Consider the following 15,183-nt stretch of genomic DNA (forward strand, 5'->3'; position numbering starts at 1 on the left):
CGCGCAATGATGGTGATGTTCGTGGGTGCGGATCGCACCGAAACCGCTGTCAACGCCGGTCAGGTCACGTTCGTTTCTTCCGTTACCGAGGGAACACGCATCCGCTTTGGCGAAGGACGCAGCGTCACGGTCACCGAACCGATTGCGGAAGTGATGGACAGATTGAACAAGGCGCTGCTGCCGCACGAATAGATATTACCATTCTGCGCGGCGGGGCAGGGCCGTTATTGCAGGTTATTCCCCCTCCAGTGCCCGCGAAAAATAGACCATCTGCATCGCTTGCAAGCGCGCGCCCTGTTCGATGTCGGCGTCACCTGAATGGCCGCCGGCGGTATCTTCATAGAACAGATAGGGTAGTCCATATTCCTTGAGTCGCGCTGCGAACTTGCGCGCATGTTGCGGGCCGACGCGGTCGTCCTTGGTCGTGGTCCAGATATATGGCATGGGATATTTCACTCCTTTGCGGATGTTGGCATAGGGTGAAATCTTCTCCAGAAACGCTTTTTCCTCCGGCACTGCCACGCTGCCATATTCGTCCACCCAGGAAGCGCCCGCCGCGATTTGTTCGTAACGAATCATATCCAACAGCGGCACCTGGATGGTGACAGCGTTCCAGAGATCGCGGTGCTGGTTGAACTCTACTCCCATCAGCAATCCACCATTGGACCCGCCATAAATCCCGAACCGCCGGGGTGAAGAAAATCCGCGCGCGAAAATATCCTTCGCTACCGCCGTGAAGTCGTCATAGATGATCTGCCGCTTCGTCTTGCGGCCCGCCTCATGCCAGGCCGGGCCGAACTCCCCGCCGCCACGAATATTGGCGAGCACGAAGCTATTCCCCCGCTCCAGCCACAGCTTGCCGGTGGTCGCGGCATAGCTGGGCGTCATCGACACTTCGAACCCGCCATAGGCCGTCATGATGGCTGGTGTGGAGCCATCCTTGCTCGCGTCCTTCCGCCGGACGATGAAATAGGGGATTTTCATCCCATCGGTGGAGGCTGCCTCATATTGCTCCACTATCAGTCCTGATGTGTCGAAGCGCGCAGGCATCGCCTTAACCTGCACAGGCTTCGGGTCCGTCGCATCCAGCGCCCACAGCGTCGTCGGTGCGAGGAACCCCGCTACCGCCAGATAAGCCTTGTTGCTCTTGTCCGTCGCCGTCGCGATGCCGATGGTCGCATTGTCGGGCAGGGAGACCGGCTGCGAGGTCCAGCCTTTGTCGTCCGACGCCAGCACTCGCACGCGCCCGCGCACATTGTCATTGATCGACAGGATCACGCGATCCTTTGTCGTCGCCACTCCATCGAGGGACTGCCGGGCATTGGGCGCGAAGAGGATAGCGGGCTTCAACGCCTCGCCACTCTCCAGAGCCTTGAGCGGCACCGCCGCAAGCGACCCGGCAGGCACGGTCACGCCGCCGCTCGTCCAGTTCTCGCCGGTCTGGATCAGCACCTGTCCCGCGACCATGCCTTGCAGGTTGCTTCGGGTTGGCAACGGTAGTTTCTTCGGCCCTTGCGCCGTCAGCAGGAACGTCTCGTTCCCGAAAAAGGTTACGCCGCGATAGAGGAAGGCTGCCCGGTTTCCCTGCCCATCGGACAGCACCATCGGATAGACGCCCACCTGATCTGACGCTTCCCCGCGATAGATTTCCTTCGCCGCCACCAGAGGCTCTCCGCGCCTCACCCCCTTGAGCACGAAGGGATAGCCCGAAGCCGTCATCGTCCCCTCGCCCCAATCGCGGGCCAGCAGCACCGTATCGCCGTCCAGCCATGCCTCATTCTGCTTCGAGGTTGGAATATCGAACCCGCCCGGCACGAACTGCCCGGTGGTGAGATCGAACTCCCGCAGGGTGACGGCATCCTCGCCCCCGTCCGATAGATTGATGAGCGCCCGCTTTTCATCCGGGTCGAGCAGGGTGGCGCCTTTCCAGACCCACTTCTTCCCCTCGGCCTTCGACAGCGCATCCAGATCCAGCACGGTTATCCATCGCGGCGCGTCGGAGGCATAGTCCGCTTCGCTGGTGAACCGCCACACGCCCTGTGGATGTTCGGTATCGCGCCAGAAGTTGAACACGCGCCCGTCTATCAGCATCGGCATGGCGATGCGGTCCTTGGCTGAAGCGATGGCGAGCGCGTCCTGATAATAGCCTGCATAGCGCGGATCGCCCTGCAGCGTGGCGACGGTGGCCTTGTTCTCTGCCTCCACCCACTGCATGGCGCGCGGTCCGGTCCAGTCCTCCAGCCAGACATGGGGATCGTCGGCCGGGGCCGAAGCGGTGGAGGGGGACGGCGCACCCGCGCCGGTCAGCAAAGCCGCACAAACCAAGCTCATCATCCTTTTCATGCAACTATTCCCTGATGCGCCGGATCATGTCCTGCGCGCAGTTCCGCTGCGCCAGATAGCGCCGCCGTAGCACCACCCCGATAACCAGCAGCGGCATCGCCGTCAGCATCATCGCCCCGCCCAGAAAGGGCGGCCACAGTCCGAACAGGCTGTTGATGCCCAGCGCCGACGGCGACATCACCAGCAGGAATCCACCCGTCAGCAGCCATAACCCGTAGCGGCGCGGCCTGACGGCGATCATCCGCATTTCGTGGCGATAGGCCTTGCGTCCGGCTTTGGTGGACAGGTCGGGATTCTTCATTGCTTCTGACAGTGCGGCAAAGTCCCTGCCCTTGTCCAGCATCCTGTCCAGTAGGATGAACCGACGGGCATGGGGCTTTCGCTCCGACGCGCGATCGGCTATCGCTGGCCCATCCCCGGGGGACCGCTCACAGGCGGTTGAGAGGCGGCTGACGTGGCCGCGACCCGCTGAACCTGATCCGGATAAGACCGGCGTAGGGAGGGAACGGCTTGTCACTGGCAGTCCGCGCCCCATCCTTCGCCCATGAGAGGAAGAGAAGGACGGCACGACATGGACACTATCTCCATCCTGACCCTGCGCCTCGCCGAAGCGATCGGCCTTTACCTGATCCTGATCGGCATCAGCGGCCTTGCCTCGCCCCAACGATGGCGCGGCGCGATGGAGGAACTGGACCGCTCGCCTGGCCTCACCCTTATCACCGGCCTCGTCGCCTTCGCGCTGGGCGCGACCATCGTCATGGTCCACCGCGCTTTCGCCGACCCCTTGGGCATCATCGTCACGCTGGTCGGCTATGTCGCGCTCATCAAGGGCGCGCTGCTGATCGCCGTGCCCGCACCACTCGTGAAGCTGGGCCACTGGTCTTTCCGCTTCACTCGTGCCTGGGCGGCCTTCGCGCTGATTCTGGGCATCCTTCTTTTTTACGCAGGCCTTACCGGCCGCGCGACGGTCATCGCCTGAAAGGAACTGATATGGCTGATATTCCTGCTCGCACAGAGATGCGCGTCACCACTGGCCCGATCCGTGGATCGCGCAAGATTCATGTCGGCCCGCTCAAGGTCGCCATGCGCGAGATCGCCCTGGAACCGGGCAGCGGCGAGCCGCCCGTCCGCGTCTACGACACGTCCGGCCCCTATACCGACCCGCAAGCCCGCATCGACATCATGGCGGGCCTTCCCGCGCTGCGCCGCGACTGGATCATGGGCCGGGGCGATGTGGAGGAATATGACGCCCGCGAGATCAGGCCCGAAGACAACGGCCTCAAAGGCCCCGACCGTTCGGGCGGCGTCCAGCCCTTCCCCAATCTCGTCAAGCGGCCCCTGCGCGCGAAGCCGGGCGCGAACGTCTCGCAGATGCACTATGCCCGCCGCGGCATCATCACGCCGGAGATGGAATATGTGGCCGAGCGTGAGAATCTGGGCCGTGCCCGCCTCGCCGAATATGTGCGCGACGGACAGGATTGGGGCGCGGAAATCCCCGACTATGTGACGCCCGAATTCGTCCGCGATGAAGTCGCGCGCGGCCGCGCCATCATCCCGTCCAACATCAACCACCCGGAATCCGAGCCGATGGCGATCGGCCGTAACTTCCTGGTGAAGATCAACGCCAATATCGGCAACAGCGCCGTCGCCTCCGACGTGGCGGCCGAAGTTGACAAGCTCGTCTGGTCGATCCGCTGGGGAGCGGACACGGTGATGGACCTCTCCACAGGCCGCAACATCCACGACACGCGCGAATGGATCATCCGCAACTCGCCGGTGCCCATCGGCACGGTGCCCATCTACCAGGCGCTGGAAAAGGTCGGCGGCATCGCCGAGGACCTGACCTGGGACATCTTCCGCGACACCCTGATCGAGCAGGCCGAGCAGGGCGTCGATTATTTCACCATCCATGCGGGCGTGCGCCTGCCCTATATTCCGATGACGGCGAAGCGCGTCACCGGCATCGTCTCGCGCGGCGGGTCGATTATGGCGAAATGGTGCCTCGCCCATCATCGCGAGAGCTTCCTCTACGAGCATTTCGACGAGATCACGGAGATCATGAAGGCCTATGACATCGCCTATTCGCTGGGCGACGGCCTGCGCCCCGGCTCCATCGCCGACGCCAATGACGAAGCCCAGTTTGCCGAACTCTACACGCTGGGCGAACTGACGAAGCGCGCCTGGGAACAGGATGTGCAGGTGATGATCGAAGGACCGGGCCATGTGCCGATGCACAAGATCAAGCAGAATATGGACAAGCAATTGGAAGCGTGCGGCGAAGCGCCCTTCTACACGCTTGGCCCCCTCACCACCGACATTGCGCCGGGCTACGACCATATCACCTCAGGCATCGGCGCGGCGATGATCGGCTGGTATGGCACGGCGATGCTCTGCTATGTCACGCCCAAGGAGCATCTGGGCCTGCCCGACCGCGACGACGTGAAGGTGGGCGTGGTGACGTATAAGCTCGCCGCCCATGCCGCCGACCTGGCAAAGGGCCATCCCGCCGCCAAGGTCCGCGACGATGCGCTGTCCCGCGCTCGCTTCGAATTCCGCTGGCGCGACCAGTTCAACCTGTCGCTCGATCCCGACACGGCCGAGCAATATCACGACCAGACGCTTCCGGCGGAAGGGGCGAAGTCAGCCCATTTCTGCTCCATGTGCGGCCCCAAATTCTGCTCGATGAAGATCACGCAGGAAGTGCGCGACTTCGCGGCCAAGCAGAACCAGCCCGCCACCGCCTTCATCGCGGCGGAAGAAGCGGAAAAGGGCATGAAGGAAATGAGCGAAATCTTCCGCGAAACCGGAAGCGAGCTTTATATGGGTGCTGGCGGGCGGGAGCATGATTGAGTGGGAAAGGGGGCCTCGGGAGGCGCCCCCTTTTTAGATAGGCAACCCATGGATGGTTTGCTCGATGCTATCCATACCGGCTCCAGCCGGCCAGTCTCCGTTTCACCCATGCGCGATTATTTGGCGAGAACGCGCAGGATGTTCAAGGCCATGCTGGAACTCGCCGCAGGCAACCTTTCGCAGAAGGAACTGGCCGACTGGTTCCGCGCCCATCTCCTCTCGCCCTGACGCCTCAAACCCCCTTGCCTCGCGCCGCGTAAAACCGCACCATTGCGCCAGCGATACGACAGGGGAGACGTTATGACCCGCAGCACGATCCTCGCCGGATTTCTGGCCGCCACCGCTTTGCTCGCCGGTTGTTCGAGCGAACGCAAAGAGGCGCCCGAAAATGCAGCCGCGAACGCTATGAACGCCGCTGAAGCGGTCGACAACGCCGGTAACGCCGCGCCCGCCAACGAAAGCGCGGTGGTTCCCCCACCCGACGCCTTCTCCCGCTATGTCGGCAAATATCCCTTCGACAAGGTCGGCGCGCATAGCTGGAATGACGATCCCGCCGTCAAATCCGCGATCGAAACGGCGGTTTCGGACGCCAAGGTCCGCAAATGGGTGCTCGCCGCCGAAGGGCCGTCCAGCCCGATCGAGATGATCGACGGCAAGGTCGCGGCCTGGACCTGCGAAACCCACAATTGCGGCCCGCATCAATGGGTGACGCTGATCGACCCCAAGACCGGCGCGGCGCAGGTCTGCTATTTCGACGAGGCGGTCGCCCCCGACAAGACACGCTGGTTCAAGAACGGCAAGGAGGAAAGCCGCGCGGGCAAATGTCCCGAAGGGCAGGGCTGACGCGGGAAATCCGCGTCTCGTAAGATTTCTCCATGCCCCAAACGAGCATTCCGACTGGATCGGCGCGCATTTCACCCTAAATAGCAGTCGATGCCGCCTTCTTCCCCCGACAGCGCCACGCCCATTCCACCCGTCTGGGCCACGCTGCGCCGGTTCCTCCCCTATCTCTGGCCTGCCGACGCGCCCGCGCTGCGCCGCCGGGTTGCCATCGCCATGGTGCTGGTGCTGCTCGCCAAGCTGGTGGGCCTCGCCATGCCCTTCGCCTATAAGGCCGCGATCGACCGGATGGCGCCGGGCATGGAACCCGCCGCCACCCTCGCCATTGCGCTGGTCGCCGCCTATGCGGGCGCGCGCTTCGCCAGCGTCCTGTTCGACAACCTCCGCAACGCCGTGTTCGAGCGTGTGGGGCAGGAGGCGGGCCGCCGTCTTTCCGACGATGTGTTCGTCCACCTCCATCGCCTGTCGCTGCGCTTCCATCTCGACCGCCGCACCGGGGCCGTTACGAAGATCGTGGAACGCGGCACGAAAAGCATCGACACGATGCTCTATTTCCTCCTCTTCAACATCGCCCCCACGGTGCTGGAACTGGCGGCGGTCTGCATCATCTTCTTCGTGAAGTTCGGCCTCGGCCTCGTCGTCGCGACGCTGGTGATGGTCACACTCTATATCTGGTTCACCCGCACGATCACCGAATGGCGCAACCAGCTTCGCCGCGACATGGTAGACCTCGACACCAATGCGGTCGCCCATGCCGTGGACAGCCTGCTGAATTTCGAGACGGTCAAATATTTCGGCGCCGAAGACCGCGAAGCCGCCCGCTACGCCCGCGCCATGCGCCGCTACGCCAATGCGGCGGTCAAGAGCGAGAACAGCCTCGCCTGGCTCAATGTCGGCCAGTCGCTCATCACCAACCTGATGATGGCGGGGGCGATGGGCTATACCGTCTGGGGCTGGAGCAAGGGCCAGTTCACCACCGGCGACGTGGTGCTGGTGAACACGCTGCTGAGCCAGCTTTTCCGCCCGCTCGACCTGCTCGGCATGGTCTACCGCACGATCCGGCAGGGCCTGATCGACATGGAGGCGATGTACAAGCTGATCGACACGCAGGCGGAGATCGCCGACGCGCCCGGCGCGCCGATGCTGCATGTGGAGGCGGGAGAAGTCCGCTTCGACCATGTCCGCTTCGGCTACGACCCGGAACGGGAGATATTGCACGGCGTCAGCTTCACCGTTCCCGCCGGGCATACGCTGGCCATCGTCGGGCCTTCGGGCGCGGGCAAGTCCACCATCGCGCGGCTGCTCTTCCGCTTCTACGACATTCAGGGCGGGCGCATCCGCATCGACGGGCAGGATATCGCGCAGGTGACGCAGCACTCCTTGCGCGCCTCCATCGGCATCGTGCCGCAGGACATGGTGCTGTTCAACGACACGGTAGGCTATAATATCGGCTATGGCCGTGAGGGCGCCACGCAGGAAGAGATCGAGGCGGCGGCGAAGGCGGCTTCCATCCACGACTTCATCATGAGCCTGCCGCAGGGCTACGAAACCCGCGTCGGCGAACGGGGCCTCAAGCTGTCGGGCGGGGAGAAGCAGCGCGTCGCCATCGCCCGCACGCTGCTCAAAGATCCGCCGGTGCTGGTGCTGGACGAGGCGACCAGCGCGCTCGACAGCCGGACCGAGACGGAGATTCAGGAGGTGCTGCGCTCCATTTCCCGCCGCCGCACCACGCTGATCGTCGCGCATCGGCTCTCAACGGTGGTCGACGCGGAGGAAATCATCGTGCTGGATCAGGGCCGAATCGTCGAGCGTGGCCGCCATGCCGATCTGGTCCGTGCCGATGGCCTCTATGCCGCCATGTGGGCGCGGCAGGCATCCGAGCGGGAGGATATGGACATGGAGCCGGTCATCGAAGACAGTTTTTCCGCCACCGCGCCCTAATCGAGGAAGCGCGCCGCGACCTCCGGCGGCACCCGCAGGATGCGGCCCGTTGCCTTGTCGATGATCGCCCAGGTGGATTTGGCCGATACCTTGACCTTGCCGTCCGGGCCGGTGAACTCCATCAGCCGGTCGAAGCGCGCGCCGCGCGGTCCCTGGGGAATCCAGGTGCGGACGGTGACGGCCTCGCCCTCCTTCACATTGCCGCGATAGTCGATTTCATGCCGGGTCACGACCCAGACATAGGCGTCGAGATGGGCGGGATCGGCATCGCGCATCCAATGCTCGGTCGCGACCTGTTCCATCCACCGCACCCAGACCGCGTTGTTCACATGGCCGAGTATATCGATATGCTCTGGAAGCGCGGTGAGGGTGGTAGTGTAGCTAGTCGCCATCAGTCCGCCATGCCCAGTTGCCAGAGGATGAAGGCGAATTCCTCCGCCGTCTCATGCAGGCTTTCGAAGCGGCCCGATTTGCCGCCATGGCCCGCGCCCATGTTGGTCTTGAGGATCAGGATATTGCCGTCGGTCTTCGTAGCGCGCAGCTTCGCCACCCACTTCGCCGGTTCCCAATAGGTGACGCGCGGATCGTTGAGGCCCGCCGTCACCATCAGCGGCGGATAGTCCTGCGCGCGGACATTGCCATAGGGATCATAGGCGCGGATCGTCTCGAACGCGGCCTTGTCCTCGATCGGGTTTCCCCATTCGGGCCATTCGCCCGGCGTCAGCGGCAAAGTCTCGTCCAGCATGGTGTTGAGCACGTCCACGAAGGGCACATGCGCCACCACCGCACCCCACAGGTCCGGGTCGCTGTTCATGACCGCGCCCATCAGTTCGCCGCCCGCCGATCCGCCGGAAATGCTGATCCGGCCCTTGGACGTATAGCCGCGTTCGATCAGGCCCTTCGCCACGTCCACGAAATCGGTGAACGTGTTGGTCCGCTTGTCGAGCTTTCCGTCCAGATACCATTGCTGCCCCAGATCGTCCCCGCCCCGGATATGCGCCAGCGCAAAAGCGAAGCCGCGGTCCAGCAGCGAGAGCCGCGTGGTCGAGAAACCCGGCTCCATCGCGATGCCATAAGCGCCATAACCATAAAGATGCAGCGGCGCGCTGCCGTCGCGGGGCAGGTCCTTGGGATAGACAATGGAAACGGGGATCGGCGTCCCGTCCCGCGCCGCGATCATCAGCCGCTCGGTCTCATAACGGGTCGCGTCATAGCCGGACGGGATTTCCTGAACCTTCAGCACCTCCAGCTCGCCCGTCGCCAGATGATAGTCGTAAATGGTGTCGGGCGTGACCATCGATTCATAGCCGATCCGCAGCTTGGTCACATCATATTCGGGATTGTCGTCCAGCGACGCCGAATAGCTGGCTTCGGGGAAGGGGATGCGTTTCGCCCGGTGAGTGGCGTAGTCGCGCAGTTCGATCTGATCGAGGCCGTCCTGCCGCCCCTCTGTGACGTAGAAGCCCTTGAACAGTGTGAAATCGGTCAGGTAGAAATGATCGTCCGGTCCGATCACTTCCTCCCACTGATCGGGCGTTTCCAGCGATGCCTTCACCAGCCGGAAGTTGGGATGGGCGTCATTGGTGCGGATGTAGAGCGTGCCGTCATGCTCATCGACTTCATATTCGCGCCCCGGCTTGCGCGCTGACACCAGCAGCGGCTGCGCGGCCGGATTGTCGGCGGGGAGCAGCCACACCTCGGTCGTCACATGGTCGCCGGTCGCGATGACGATCCACTTTTCCGATGACGTAAGGCCCACCGACACGCGGAAGCCCTCGTCATCCTCGTGGAACAGCTCGACGTCGCTTTCCACGCTCTGCCCCAGCCAGTGCAGCCGCGCATTGTCCGTCCGCCAATTCTCGTTGGCGAGGCCGTAGAGCAGCCCCTTGCTGTCGCTGGTCCACACCAGCGCGGACAGGGTGCCGGGGATCACCTCCGGCAGCAGTTCGCCGGTCGCCAGATCCTTGATCCGCGCCTCGAACCGCTCCGATCCGTTATTGTCGATGGCATAAGCGAGGTAGCGCCCGTCCGGGCTGACCGACATCGCGCCCAGCCGGAAATAATCATGCCCCTCCGCCAGCGCGGGTTCGTCGAGGATCAACTGGTCCGCGCCGCCCGCGACGGGCCTGCGATACCATTTGCGATATTGCGCCCCGATCTCGAACGCGCGCCAGTAGACATGGTCGCCGTCCTTTTGCGGCACCGAACTGTCGTCTTCCTTGATGCGGCCTTTCATCTCCGTGAAAAGGGCATCGGTCAGCGCCTTGCGCGGGGCCATGGCCTGCTCGAACCAGCCATTCTCCGCTTCCAGATAGGCCAGGACATCCTTGTCCTGCACATCGGGATAGCCCGGATCGCGCAGCCATGCCCAGGGATCCTCCACCGTGATGCCGTGGCGGGCGAAGCTGTGCGGACGGCGTGCGGCGACGGGCGGCTTGGCGGTATCGGTCATGCAATTCCCATATTCTGTCATGCGGCGGGCGGACACTGGCAGAAGCGCCGCGCCCTCTCTATGTTGGCGGCATTACAGCCAATGCCAAGAGGCTCGTTAAACGAGGAAGCTTCCATGTCCACCTATGAAGATCGTCTCAAGGCCCTGCGCGCGCAACTGGCGCGCGACCGGCTGGACGGTTTCGTCGTGCCGCTGACGGACGAGCATATGAGCGAATATGTCGGCGCCTATGCCCAGCGCCTTGCCTGGCTCACGGGTTTTCAAGGATCGGCGGGCAGCGCTGTCGTGCTGCCGGAGGAAGCGGCGATCTTCGTTGACGGGCGCTACACCTTGCAGGTGCGCGAGCAGGTGGACGCCGCGCACTGGCAATATGAGAGCGTGCCGCAGACCTCCATCGCGGCGTGGCTCAAGGATCATGCGTCGCAGGGCGCGCGCATCGGCTATGATCCATGGCTCCATACCCGCGCATGGGTGCGCCAGGCGAGCGAGGCTCTGGCCGAGCGCGGCGCGGAACTGGTCGCGGTCGACACCAATCCGGTGGACGCGGTCTGGCCCGACCGCCCCGCGCCCAGCGCCGCCAGGCTGGCGGTGCATGAAGACCGCTACGCCGGAAAGAGCGCGGCGGAAAAGCGGCAGGAGATGGCCGACTGGCTGACGGCGAAACATGCCGATGCGGCGGTGCTCTCCGCGCTCGATTCCATTGCATGGACCTTCAACATCCGGGGCAAGGACGTGGACCGCACGCCGGTCGCGCTCGCCTATGCCGTCGTGAACGCCGATGCGACCGCCGATCTTTATGTCGCGCCCGAAAAGATCGACGAGGCCGTGGTGCAGCATCTGGGCAATGCCGTGCGCGTGCACGACCGCGCGGCCTTCCCCGACGCGCTCAAGGGCTTCGCGGGCAAGACGGTCGTAGCCGATCCCGAGCGTGCGGTCGCCGCGATCTTCGAAGGATTGGAGGAAGGCGGCGCGCATGTGCTGGCGCTGCGCGATCCCGCCATATTGCCCAAGGCGATCAAGAACCCGGTCGAGATCGCCGGACACAGAGCCGCGCAAAGCCGCGACGGGGCGGCGCTGTCCCGCTTCCTGCATTGGGTCGCGACCGAAGCGCCCAAGGGCGGCGTCGATGAACTGGGCGCCGCGGCGAAGCTGGAATCCTTCCGCCGCGACACCGGCGCGTTGCAGGACCTGTCCTTCGACACGATCAGCGGCGCGGGGCCGAACGGCGCGGTCGTGCACTATCGCGCCGAGGAAAAGACCAACCGCCGCATCGAACGCGACTCTCTCTATCTGGTGGATTCCGGCGGCCAATATCGCGACGGCACGACCGACGTGACCCGCACCATCGCCATCGGCACGCCGACGCCGGAAATGAAGCGCCGCTTCACGCTGGTCCTGAAGGGGCATGTGGCGCTCGCCCGCGCCGTGTTCCCCAGGGGCACGCGCGGCGGACAGCTCGACGTGCTGGCGCGGCAATATCTCTGGGCCGACGGGCTGGATTATGCCCATGGCACCGGCCATGGCGTGGGCAGCTTCCTGTCGGTGCATGAAGGGCCGCAGCGGATCGCGACCTTCGGCGGCGGCGACGAGCCGTTGCAGGCGGGCATGATCCTCTCCAACGAGCCGGGCTATTACAAGACCGGCGAATATGGCATCCGCATCGAAAATCTGGTGCTGGTGGAGGAATGCGCCATCCCCGGCGCGGAAAAGGAGATGCTGGGCTTCGAAACGCTGACCTTCGCGCCCATCGATCGCAACCTTGTCGCGGTCGAACTGCTGAGCATGGAAGAACGCGCCTGGCTCGACGCCTATCATGCCAGGGTACTGGATGTCGTCGGGCCGCAACTTGAAGGCGCGGCATTTGCATGGCTGACGGGGGCCTGCGCGCCGCTGTGAAGCTCAGTCGCGTCGCTGGGCGTCGCCGTCCCGGCCGGCCTCGGCTGGCTTCGATTCGGCGGCGTCCGCACGCGCCTGCGCCTTGCGGCGCCGCAGATTGTCGCGCAGCGCCTGTGCCAATCGCTCTTTGCGTTCGTCCTGTCCGCTGCTCATGGGATGCGCTTAAGCAAATTGCCGGACCTGTCGCAAGCCGCCTTGACAAGGGCAGCGCGCGCGGCCATAGGCCCGGCTCCGCCGCCTGATACGGGCCGCGCGAAGAACAGAGTGCTGCCGTAGCTCAGTGGTAGAGCGCATCCTTGGTAAGGCTGAGGTCGTGAGTTCAATCCTCACCGGCAGCACCATTTCTCCCCGACGGAAGATAAAGCGCAGCGGCGTTCGGCGGATGCCTTCAGAACGGGAACCCGCTGCGCCCGTCATCCCGCGAATTTGAAACCGATCCAGAGCGTGCGCGGCGTGCCGAGGTCCATGGACCCGCCTGCATTGCGTGTGACGACCTCCTCATCGAACAGGTTTTCGCCGCGTGCGACAAGGGTGATCCCATGGCCCAGCGGCAGGCTGGCGACCGCATCCACCGTCAGCGCATGGGGCAGCACATCGGTCTGAAGATCGTCCTCATATTGCTTCGACACATAACGCAGCGTGGTCGATAGCGCCGGTCCCTGCGCCGGTTGCCATGCCAGCGTTGCGCTGGCGGCATGACGGGGGCTTTGCGCGGGCCTTAACCCATCGAAGCCCCTGCCCGGTGCCCGCACCTTGCTGCGGCTATAGGCATAGGAGGTCGACAGCAGGAAATCGCCGATATGACCCGAAGCAGTCAGTTCCACGCCCTTGGCGATCACCGCGTCCACATTCCGGCGCTGACGAAGATTGGGATTGGCCGGATCGGTCACATTGGCGATGGCGTCGTCCAGCCGATTGTAGAAAGCGGTCGCCGCCAGCGTCAGGCCGGGCAGGGGGGTGAAGTCGACTCCCGCCTCAACCCCTTTCAGCTTTTCCGGCGTGAGCGCCGCATTGGCTTCGGTCCTGACCCGAAACACGGTGAACGGCCGGTATAATTCGTTGAGCGTAGGCAGGCGGAAGCCGGTATAGCCCGCCGCCCGCACCGCCAGCGTCTCGCTGACCCGGAACAGCGCGCCCGCGCGCCCGGAAAACTGCCAGTCGGACCGGTTGTCGAAGTCGTCGTTCACCGTGACGACGCCATTGGCCCCGACCTGCCGGTAAAAGCCGCCGCTGATGCGCCAATAGTCGGCCCGCACGCCGCCGGTCAGGATGAGGCTGCCGATCGTCCAGTCATCCTCCGCGAAGAAGCCGGTCGTGATCTGGTCCCCGCCCGCATGGCGGCGGGCCGTTATCGGATTGGCGGGGTTGCCGGCATCATAGGCGTCCTCATACATGTCGCCCGTGGCGAAGCGCGTGTCGGTGCCGATGCGCAGCACATGGTCCGGGCCGACCGGCGGCCGCAGTTCGATCTTGCCGCCGATGCCGGTGGAGGGTGTGTTCCGCTGATCGAGCGACTGGCGATAGGGCGCGTTGGCCGAGATCACGATATTGGAGAAATTGCGCGCCTGGATATAGGCCAGCGCATCGACCTGCCATGCGCCGCGCGCGATATAGCGGATCGAGGCGTCCTGCCCCTCGCTCATGCTGTCCGCGCCGCGAAAGCGCAGCGTGCGGTCATCGTGGAAGAGGGTCGCGCGGAATTGCAATTCGGAGGTGGCCGACAGGGGCGCGACGGCGCGCAGATTGCCGGACCAGCCATCATAAGCGGCTGGCACGGTAGCCGCGACCCGCTGATCGCGCGGTGTGGTCATGAAGCCGTCGCCCCGGTCCCAGCGGCCCGACAGGGAAACATAGCCGCCGCCCAGATCGGGTGTGAGGGCGGCGGCCAGTTCGGTCGCATCCTTACTGCCGTAAAAGGCGTTGGCGGCAAAAGAAGGGAGCTGATCGCGGGTGGCACTGGCAAGCTCGATGGTGCCCGCGACCGCCCCGGCTCCAAAGGCCCCCACGCCGCCGCCGCGCGTGACCCGTACGACCGACAGCCGGTCGGGAACCAGGGCGCTAAAGGGAATATAGCCGAAAAAGGGATCGGCCATCGGCACGCCATCCAGCAGCACCAGCGTGCGGCTGGAGGCATTGCCGCCCAGCGCCCGCAACGTGGCGCCTTGAGCGGACGGGTTGGCCGACCGGCTGTCGGATCGGCGAAACTGCTGAAAACCCGCCACGTCGCCCAATATATTTTCGATGCGCCCCGACGCGCCGTTGATCAGCCGGTCCCGATCGATCACCACGGAGCCATAAGCGGGACTGCCCGGCGGGAGAGGCAGGCCCGCTCCGGTGACGACGATATTCGCCTGCGATGCCGTATCAGGCTGCGTCTGGGCGAACGCGATGCCGGGGAGCGCTGCCAGGGCGATGGAAAACGGCAGATATTTCACGACGGATTTCCCTTTTCCACTCGGTTGGCGCGGCTCGAAAGGGGCTCGACCTGCCTCGATTATCATTTGTGCGGGACGTAGGGCGACGGCTGAATCCGAGTCAAGCGGCAGACCTTAAACGGGCGGGACATGTCGATGCCGCCGCAAGGTTGGAAAACGTGGCCGGCAGAGGAGCATCCCTGTCGATGACAATGCAAGCGGCGCGGCTCAATGGATTTGGAGGAGGCGTTGGGGGAAATAGAATTTTCTAGGAAAGCAAATTCTTCCCTTGCCGAGCCGTCAAACCGCTGCTAGTTGCCCGCCTCACCCGCCGAGAGGAAGCTCCTCCGGCCGCCAGAGCGGGCGTAGCTCAGGGGTAGAGCACAACCTTGCCAAGGTTGGGGTCGAGGGTTCGAATCCCTTCGCCCGCTCCAGATTTTCCTTATA

The 15,183-nt window shown here is 64.3% G+C and carries 13 protein-coding genes, 2 tRNA genes and 1 riboswitch; of the genes, 9 read left to right on the forward strand and 6 right to left on the reverse strand.

Annotated elements, in window-relative coordinates; translation table 11 throughout:
- Nucleotides 1-6 precede the first annotated feature (6 nt).
- Entirely contained in the window at nucleotides 7-192 is a 186-nt protein-coding gene (locus ATN00_RS04245) for a hypothetical protein (RefSeq protein ID WP_062062539.1), read from the forward strand.
- Between the two features lie 42 nt (nucleotides 193-234).
- On the opposite strand, the gene ATN00_RS04250 is transcribed toward ATN00_RS04245, so the two are convergent.
- Both ATN00_RS04250 and ATN00_RS04255 read right to left on the reverse strand, forming a co-directional pair.
- Complete coding sequence (locus ATN00_RS04250; protein ID WP_082635088.1) at nucleotides 235-2,343, reverse strand: prolyl oligopeptidase family serine peptidase; 2,109 nt, start codon at nucleotides 2,341-2,343, stop codon at nucleotides 235-237.
- 4 nt (nucleotides 2,344-2,347) lie between these two features.
- Nucleotides 2,348-2,644, reverse strand: coding sequence for a hypothetical protein (locus ATN00_RS04255; RefSeq protein WP_062068394.1), 297 nt, complete (start codon nucleotides 2,642-2,644; stop codon nucleotides 2,348-2,350).
- Between the two features lie 106 nt (nucleotides 2,645-2,750).
- Nucleotides 2,751-2,861, forward strand: a riboswitch (TPP riboswitch).
- Between the two features lie 53 nt (nucleotides 2,862-2,914).
- Here ATN00_RS04255 and ATN00_RS04260 point away from each other — a divergent pair.
- The 5 genes from ATN00_RS04260 (at nucleotide 2,915) to ATN00_RS04280 (ending at nucleotide 7,974) form a co-directional block, all read left to right on the forward strand.
- The gene (locus ATN00_RS04260) at nucleotides 2,915-3,322 is read left to right on the forward strand and encodes a DUF2065 family protein (RefSeq protein ID WP_062062545.1); all 408 of its coding nucleotides are present in this window, start codon (nucleotides 2,915-2,917) and stop codon (nucleotides 3,320-3,322) included.
- Nucleotides 3,323-3,333: 11 nt separating this feature from the next.
- On the forward strand, nucleotides 3,334-5,193 hold the full coding sequence (gene thiC / locus ATN00_RS04265; protein WP_062062548.1) for a phosphomethylpyrimidine synthase ThiC: 1,860 nt from the start codon (nucleotides 3,334-3,336) through the stop codon (nucleotides 5,191-5,193).
- 48 nt (nucleotides 5,194-5,241) lie between these two features.
- Entirely contained in the window at nucleotides 5,242-5,421 is a 180-nt protein-coding gene (locus ATN00_RS04270; RefSeq protein WP_062062551.1) for a hypothetical protein, read from the forward strand.
- A gap of 72 nt (nucleotides 5,422-5,493) precedes the next feature.
- Nucleotides 5,494-6,036, forward strand: a complete 543-nt coding sequence (locus ATN00_RS04275; protein ID WP_062062553.1) for an Ivy family c-type lysozyme inhibitor — start codon at nucleotides 5,494-5,496, stop codon at nucleotides 6,034-6,036.
- A gap of 90 nt (nucleotides 6,037-6,126) precedes the next feature.
- Nucleotides 6,127-7,974, forward strand: coding sequence for an ABCB family ABC transporter ATP-binding protein/permease (locus ATN00_RS04280; RefSeq protein ID WP_062062556.1), 1,848 nt, complete (start codon nucleotides 6,127-6,129; stop codon nucleotides 7,972-7,974).
- Here the strand turns inward: ATN00_RS04280 and ATN00_RS04285 are convergent.
- Both ATN00_RS04285 and ATN00_RS04290 read right to left on the reverse strand, forming a co-directional pair.
- A complete protein-coding gene (locus tag ATN00_RS04285; protein WP_062062559.1) occupies nucleotides 7,971-8,366 on the reverse strand; it encodes an acyl-CoA thioesterase in 396 nt (131 codons plus the stop codon). The two genes, ATN00_RS04280 and ATN00_RS04285, sit on opposite strands and share 4 nt — an antisense overlap.
- The gene (locus ATN00_RS04290; protein ID WP_062062562.1) at nucleotides 8,366-10,426 is read right to left on the reverse strand and encodes a S9 family peptidase; all 2,061 of its coding nucleotides are present in this window, start codon (nucleotides 10,424-10,426) and stop codon (nucleotides 8,366-8,368) included. The genes ATN00_RS04285 and ATN00_RS04290 overlap by 1 nt, the downstream gene beginning before the upstream one ends.
- A gap of 114 nt (nucleotides 10,427-10,540) precedes the next feature.
- Here ATN00_RS04290 and ATN00_RS04295 point away from each other — a divergent pair, with 114 nt between their 5' ends.
- Nucleotides 10,541-12,322 carry an aminopeptidase P family protein gene (locus tag ATN00_RS04295; RefSeq protein WP_062062565.1) on the forward strand — a complete coding sequence of 594 codons (1,782 nt, stop codon included), beginning with the start codon at nucleotides 10,541-10,543 and terminating at the stop codon, nucleotides 12,320-12,322.
- 3 nt (nucleotides 12,323-12,325) lie between these two features.
- On the opposite strand, the gene ATN00_RS23600 is transcribed toward ATN00_RS04295, so the two are convergent.
- Nucleotides 12,326-12,475 (reverse strand): hypothetical protein, encoded by a 150-nt coding sequence (locus ATN00_RS23600; RefSeq protein ID WP_184204970.1) that lies wholly within the window; start codon nucleotides 12,473-12,475, stop codon nucleotides 12,326-12,328.
- A gap of 113 nt (nucleotides 12,476-12,588) precedes the next feature.
- On the opposite strand from ATN00_RS23600, the gene ATN00_RS04300 reads away from it, so the two are divergent.
- Nucleotides 12,589-12,663 (forward strand) — tRNA-Thr (locus ATN00_RS04300).
- Nucleotides 12,664-12,735: 72 nt separating this feature from the next.
- On the opposite strand, the gene ATN00_RS04305 is transcribed toward ATN00_RS04300, so the two are convergent.
- Complete coding sequence (locus ATN00_RS04305) at nucleotides 12,736-14,757, reverse strand: TonB-dependent receptor plug domain-containing protein (RefSeq protein ID WP_062062568.1); 2,022 nt, start codon at nucleotides 14,755-14,757, stop codon at nucleotides 12,736-12,738.
- A gap of 338 nt (nucleotides 14,758-15,095) precedes the next feature.
- On the opposite strand from ATN00_RS04305, the gene ATN00_RS04310 reads away from it, so the two are divergent.
- Nucleotides 15,096-15,170 (forward strand) — tRNA-Gly (locus ATN00_RS04310).
- Nucleotides 15,171-15,183: the final 13 nt, after the last annotated feature.

This window comes from Sphingobium baderi, from assembly GCF_001456115.1.
Taxonomy (GTDB): Bacteria; Pseudomonadota; Alphaproteobacteria; order Sphingomonadales; family Sphingomonadaceae; genus Sphingobium; species Sphingobium baderi_A.

Bases quoted from the DNA above. Each gene is read 5' to 3' on its own strand.
- ATN00_RS04245 (WP_062062539.1), top strand. From the start codon at position 7: ATGATGGTGATGTTCGTGGGTGCGGATCGCACCGAAACCGCTGTCAAC.
- ATN00_RS04250 (WP_082635088.1), bottom strand. From the start codon at position 2,343: ATGAAAAGGATGATGAGCTTGGTTTGTGCGGCTTTGCTGACCGGCGCG.
- ATN00_RS04255 (WP_062068394.1), bottom strand. From the start codon at position 2,644: ATGAAGAATCCCGACCTGTCCACCAAAGCCGGACGCAAGGCCTATCGC.
- ATN00_RS04260 (WP_062062545.1), top strand. From the start codon at position 2,915: ATGGACACTATCTCCATCCTGACCCTGCGCCTCGCCGAAGCGATCGGC.
- thiC (WP_062062548.1), top strand. From the start codon at position 3,334: ATGGCTGATATTCCTGCTCGCACAGAGATGCGCGTCACCACTGGCCCG.
- ATN00_RS04270 (WP_062062551.1), top strand. From the start codon at position 5,242: ATGGATGGTTTGCTCGATGCTATCCATACCGGCTCCAGCCGGCCAGTC.
- ATN00_RS04275 (WP_062062553.1), top strand. From the start codon at position 5,494: ATGACCCGCAGCACGATCCTCGCCGGATTTCTGGCCGCCACCGCTTTG.
- ATN00_RS04280 (WP_062062556.1), top strand. From the start codon at position 6,127: ATGCCGCCTTCTTCCCCCGACAGCGCCACGCCCATTCCACCCGTCTGG.
- ATN00_RS04285 (WP_062062559.1), bottom strand. From the start codon at position 8,366: ATGGCGACTAGCTACACTACCACCCTCACCGCGCTTCCAGAGCATATC.
- ATN00_RS04290 (WP_062062562.1), bottom strand. From the start codon at position 10,426: ATGACCGATACCGCCAAGCCGCCCGTCGCCGCACGCCGTCCGCACAGC.
- ATN00_RS04295 (WP_062062565.1), top strand. From the start codon at position 10,541: ATGTCCACCTATGAAGATCGTCTCAAGGCCCTGCGCGCGCAACTGGCG.
- ATN00_RS23600 (WP_184204970.1), bottom strand. From the start codon at position 12,475: ATGAGCAGCGGACAGGACGAACGCAAAGAGCGATTGGCACAGGCGCTG.